Annotated in this window: 6 protein-coding genes, 1 tRNA gene and 1 pseudogene; 5 read left to right on the top strand and 3 right to left on the bottom strand. The window is 66.6% G+C overall.

The annotated features are described in order from the left end of the window. From AB7O82_RS37220 to AB7O82_RS37205, 4 genes are all read left to right on the top strand, one after another. Window positions 1-687, top strand: a 687-nt coding sequence (locus tag AB7O82_RS37220; RefSeq protein ID WP_428555238.1) for an MnmA/TRMU family protein, incomplete at its 5' end; no start/stop codon positions are given. Beyond that, window positions 684-1,043, top strand: coding sequence for a VOC family protein (locus tag AB7O82_RS37215; RefSeq protein WP_428555235.1), 360 nt, complete (start codon window positions 684-686; stop codon window positions 1,041-1,043). The genes AB7O82_RS37220 and AB7O82_RS37215, both read left to right, overlap by 4 nt. A 59-nt stretch (window positions 1,044-1,102) precedes the next feature. After that, window positions 1,103-1,179: transfer RNA gene (locus AB7O82_RS37210), tRNA-Met, on the top strand. Window positions 1,180-1,421: 242 nt separating this feature from the next. Continuing rightward, a complete protein-coding gene (locus AB7O82_RS37205) occupies window positions 1,422-1,805 on the top strand; it encodes a hypothetical protein (RefSeq protein ID WP_428555232.1) in 384 nt (127 codons plus the stop codon). A gap of 77 nt (window positions 1,806-1,882) precedes the next feature. On the opposite strand, the pseudogene AB7O82_RS37200 reads toward AB7O82_RS37205, so the two are convergent. Then, window positions 1,883-2,194 (bottom strand): annotated as a pseudogene (locus tag AB7O82_RS37200) (DUF899 family protein); the annotation flags it as partial. Window positions 2,195-2,387: 193 nt separating this feature from the next. Here AB7O82_RS37200 and AB7O82_RS37195 point away from each other — a divergent pair. After that, window positions 2,388-3,380, top strand: coding sequence for an NAD(P)/FAD-dependent oxidoreductase (locus tag AB7O82_RS37195; RefSeq protein WP_428555229.1), 993 nt, complete (start codon window positions 2,388-2,390; stop codon window positions 3,378-3,380). Between the two features lie 243 nt (window positions 3,381-3,623). Here the strand turns inward: AB7O82_RS37195 and AB7O82_RS37190 are convergent, their stop codons facing one another. Next, window positions 3,624-4,682 carry an ABC transporter ATP-binding protein gene (locus AB7O82_RS37190; RefSeq protein WP_428555226.1) on the bottom strand — a complete coding sequence of 353 codons (1,059 nt, stop codon included), beginning with the start codon at window positions 4,680-4,682 and terminating at the stop codon, window positions 3,624-3,626. Next, on the bottom strand, window positions 4,679-4,968 hold a 290-nt coding region (locus tag AB7O82_RS37185; protein WP_428555223.1), incomplete at its 5' end, for an oligopeptide/dipeptide ABC transporter ATP-binding protein. The genes AB7O82_RS37185 and AB7O82_RS37190, both read right to left, overlap by 4 nt.

Genomic DNA, 4,968 nt, shown 5'->3' with positions numbered 1-4,968 from the left:
GGCGCCGAGCTTCATCGCGGCGCCGACCCGTCGCGTGACCAGAGCTACTTCCTGTTCGGCACTACGCGCGATCAGCTGGAGTTCCTGCGATTTCCCCTGGGCGACCTGCCGAAGAGCGAGACGCGCGCGCTGGCGCAGCGCTTCGATCTCGCGGTTGCCGACAAGCCCGACAGTCAAGACATCTGCTTCGTGCCCAACGGCGACTATGCCGCCGTGGTGCAGAAGCTTCGGCCGCAGGCTGTCGAGCCGGGCGAGATCGTCGATCGGGAGGGCAGGGTGGTCGGCCGTCACGACGGCGTCGTGAATTTCACCGTCGGCCAGCGCCGCGGCCTCGCCATCGGCGATCGCTGCGGCACCGACAACGAGCCGCTTTACGTCGTGCGGCTCGAGCCCGAGACGCGTCGTGTCGTGGTCGGGCCGCGCTCGGCGCTCGGGCGCCGCGACATCGTCCTTCACGGTCTCAACTGGCTCGGCCCGCCGCTGGACGGCGTTCTGCCGATCCAGGTGCGTGTGCGCTCGAGCCAGCCCTTGCGCCCGGCAACCATCGAGCCGGGCGAGGAGGGCGGCGCCATCGTCCGGTTTGCCGAACCGGAGATCGGCGTCTCGCCGGGACAGGCCTGTGTCGCCTACGACGCCCGGCAGGGCAGCCGTCTGCTGGGCGGCGGTTTCATCAGGCGCTTCCGATGATGAAACTCGATCATCTCAACTTGCCGGTGCGTGACCTGGCGCGCTCGCGCGCCTGGTACACGGATGCGCTTGGCCTCGAGGTCGAGTTCGAGGTGCCCGACCGGCGCACCGTCGCCCTCCAGGACAGGGAAGGGTTCGCCATTTTCCTGACGGAGAGCCCGCAGGCGGTCTCGAACGGCCTCGCCCTGTGGTTCCAGGTCGACAATGTCGACGCCAAGTTCGAGGAATGGACGGCCCGCGGCGTCCGATTCGCCCATGGACCCCAGAAAACCTTCTGGGGGTACGGCGCCGAGCTGGCCGACCCGGACGGCTACCTGGTGCGGCTGTGGGATGCCCGGACGATGCAGGACAAATAGCATTCCGGGGCCGCTTCCTTGACAGCTTCGCGACCGGGCGACTAAAAGCGCCCACCCATGGCTGGGTAGCTCAGCTGGTTAGAGCACGGCACTCATAATGCCGGGGTCGGCGGTTCAAGTCCGCCCCCAGCTACCATGGGGTTTTTCCTGGCCTGCCGCCCGCCGCCACATGCGGATGCGATTGCCCGGAGCACTGAAGCACCTGCAGGTGCCGACTGCATCCACCGAGAAGCCGCTAACGGGCCTTCCAAGTCTGGGTGCGTCAAAGCTGTGACAGGAACCTATTCGCTCCCCGGACCGTTGTCCGTCCTTAAAGGGACAGAATGATCGCGTAGTGGCGGTATTCGAACATCCTGGCTGGTTTGGAGGAGAATAGAGATGTTGAGGCTCTCTCTGCGGCTGATGGTCGTTGCGGGCATCGGCGTGATCGGGGCGGCATGCCAGGACGACGGCTATGCCACGCCGCGTGGCTACTATCAGCCGGCACCGATGGGCTACAACAACCCATACTACTACAACACTCCCGCACCTGCGCCATCACGGTATGGCTATGGCTACTCGCAGCCTGGGCCGCGCTACAACTACGCCAATCAGCCGGGGACTCATGGCTGGTACAACCAGACTGACGGCCGTCGCTATACCACGGTTACCGTCACGAACCGCGGCCAGAACGGGTATCGTGACGACGTCGTTCAGCAGCAAGTCGTCTGCGGAAGCCAGTACTACGATGGCTACCGTACCCGCACCGCACCCCCGTGCTGATCGGATCCATGCGCGCGTTCACATGAACCGCGCGCCTTCGAGCTGCATCCGAGCCCGGCGTCAGGCAGGGTCCCGGATCAGTCGTAATGCACCTTGGGAAAGAACTGACCCCGACCTTCGGGCGTCATGTCGAGCAGATCCCAGAGAGGATCGACGAGATCGCCGGCGCGATGATGCTGGTTCGGCGCGGGAAGGCCATAGCTCATCTCCGAGCCCCAGAAGTGCCGGATTGGACCGTCCTTGTTCCTGAAGACGTTGAAGATGGTCTCATCCCAATTGGCGCCGGCTGGAACCTGGTGTTGCTTGCGCATTCCCTCGGACAGTCTCGACGTGTCGCCAAAATAGTCCCGGTCGTGGTTGTTGCCGGCAGTCGACAACAGCGAAAGATGTTCCCAGCCGCGTTCCTAACAAATCATGCTCTAGGAGGATCCCACGTTCCGGCTATAAGTTCCCCGACTGACGGACTTGTTCCGGGGTACCGGCTGTTTCCAGGTTGCCTCGATCCATACGGCGGGGGCTCTATTTGTCAATTCGCTCAGCCACTCTGCGACGATGACCAGTGGACATTCCCATCAGACCGATGTGGTCATCGTTGGCGCCGGCCCGGTCGGCCTCTTCGCCGTGTTCGAGTGCGGCATGGTGCGGCTGCACTGCCATGTCATCGACGTGCTCGACGACGCCGGGGGGCAATGCGCGGCGCTCTATCCCGAGAAGCCGATCTACGACGTTCCCGGCTTTCCGCGCATCGAGGCGGCCGAGCTGATCGTTCGCCTCAAGGCGCAGGCCGCGCCGTTTCGCCCCGTCTATCACCTCGGCGAGCAGGTGCAGGCGCTGGAGCCGCTGGGCGGCGGCTACTTGCAGGTGACGACATCCAGGGGCACCACGGTGCGGGCGAAAGCGGTGATCATCGCCGCCGGTGTCGGCGCGTTCGGGCCGAATCGGCCGCCCTTGCCCGGCATCGAGGCCTACGAGGGCAAGAGCGTTTTCTACTACGTGACCCAGCGCGAAAACTTTCGCGGCAAGCGGATCGTGATCGCGGGCGGAGGCGACACGGCGGTCGATTGGGCATTGTCGCTGGCCGAGATCGCGGCGCATGTCTCGGTGATCCATCGTCGCAACAGGTTCCGCGCGGCGCCCGAAAGCGAGGCACGACTCAAGGAGCTCGCCAAGACCGGCAAGATCGATTTGGTCGTGCCCTATCAGCTGCACGGCCTGGAAGGTGCCGACGGCACGTTGAAGGCCGTCATCGCGGCCACGCTCGACGGTGTGCAGCAGCGAACCGAGGCGGATGTCCTGCTGCCGTTCTTCGGCCTGTCGATGTCGCTCGGCCCGATCGCCGAATGGGAGCTGGCGCTGCAGCACAACCAGATCGCCATCGACGCGTCGACGACGGCGACCAGCAGGCCCGGCATCTTCGCCATCGGCGATGTCGTGACCTATCCCGGCAAGCTCAAGCTCATCCTGACCGGCTTCGCCGAGGCAGCGATCGCGGCACGCTCGGCCTATGCGCTCGTCCACCCCGAGACGCCGCTGCACTTCGAGTACTCGACGACGTCGGGTGTGCCGTCGGTGTGATCCATCCTCCTCCCCAGGGAAGTTGCTTCGGCTTCGCGCAGGCCGGCGGAGGGGTCACATGTCATGCGGACCGCGGGCGTCTCGCCCGCTCACGCACATGATCATGAGCGGGCGAGACGCCCGCGGTCCGGAAGACCATGACCCCTCCGCCTGCCTGCGCGAAGCCGAAGCGGCTTCGCTTCGGCGAAGGCAGGTCCGCGAAGACGCGGACACCTCCTCAGCGAAGCTGGGAAGGATGATGAATCACGCAGCCGCCAGCTTGCGCAGGGCCGCCAGGCGCCGCGCGTAGGGCGGCTCGGCTTCGGAGACCAGGGCGGGAGCGGTGATGCTTTCGGCGAAGTGGCAGGCTACGACCTGATCCGCAGTCCCGATCGGACGCAGGGCCGGTTCCTCGGTCCGGCAGCGTTCCTGCGCATGACCGCACCGGGTGTGGAAGCGGCAGCCGCGCGGCGGATTGAGGGGACTGGGCACGTCGCCGGCCAGTCGGATACGGGCCCGTTGGGCGGCAGGATCGGGAACCGGCACCGCCGAAAGCAGCGCCTGTGTATAGGGATGGCGCGGCATCGCGAACAGCGATCGCTTGGGACCGAGCTCGACGATCTTGCCGAGATACATGACTGCGACGCGATCGCTGATGTGGCGCACCACGGCGAGATCGTGGGCGATGAAGACGTAGGCGAGGCCGAGGCGTCGCTTGAGATCCTGGAGGAGGTTGATCACCTGCGCCTGGATGGAGACGTCGAGTGCCGAGACCGGCTCGTCGCACACGATCAGGCGAGGACGCGAGGCCAGCGCACGTGCAATGCCGATCCTCTGGCGCTGGCCGCCCGAGAACTCATGCGGATAGCGCAGCGCGTGCCAGGGCGAGAGACCGACCTCGCCGAGCAGCTCGTCGACGCGCCGGTGCAGCGCCCCACCCGACGCCAGGCCGTGCAGGCGCAGGGGCTCGGCGAGGGCGTCGCCCACGGTCAGGCGCGGATTGAGCGAGGCGAACGGGTCCTGAAAGATGATCTGCATGTCGCGGCGCAACTCGCGCAGCGCGCCGCGGTCGAGGGCACGGACGTCACGGCCGGCGAACTGGATCGTTCCTGACGTCGCCTCGATCAGGCGCAGGACCAGGCGGCCGGTCGTGGACTTGCCGCAGCCCGACTCGCCCACCAGGGCCAGCGTCTCGCCCGGCGCGACATGGAAGCTCAGGCCATCGACGGCGCGAACGGTGCCGACCGTGCTCTGGAATATGACGCCACGCCTGGCCGGGAAGTGCTTGGTAAGGTCGGCGACGGACAGGAGATGCGCAGTCACGGCTCGGCCCCGACGCCAAGGGCGTCGTCGATCGGCGCCTTCCAGCAGGCAGCGCGATGGCCGGGGCGAAGCTCGCGCAGGGCGGGGGTCTCGTTTCGGCAACGAGCGTCAGCCAAGGCACAGCGCGGGCTGAAGCGGCAGCCGGCCGGCAGGGCGAAAGGATTGGGTACGACACCTTCGATTGCCGTCAGGCGTTCGTCGCCGTCGCTGCCGAGCCGCGGGATCGAGCCCAGCAGCCCGAGCGTGTAGGGATGCTGCGGGTCGGCGAACAGCGCGCCGACCGGCG

The sequence above is a fragment of the Reyranella sp. genome, assembly GCF_050185545.1.
Taxonomy (GTDB): Bacteria; Pseudomonadota; Alphaproteobacteria; order Reyranellales; family Reyranellaceae; genus Reyranella.
Note: the sequence above shows the minus strand (reverse complement) of the source record. Positions and strands in the feature narration are given on the sequence as shown.

Bases quoted from the DNA above. Each gene is read 5' to 3' on its own strand.
- AB7O82_RS37215 (WP_428555235.1), top strand. From the start codon at position 684: ATGATGAAACTCGATCATCTCAACTTGCCGGTGCGTGACCTGGCGCGC.
- AB7O82_RS37205 (WP_428555232.1), top strand. From the start codon at position 1,422: ATGTTGAGGCTCTCTCTGCGGCTGATGGTCGTTGCGGGCATCGGCGTG.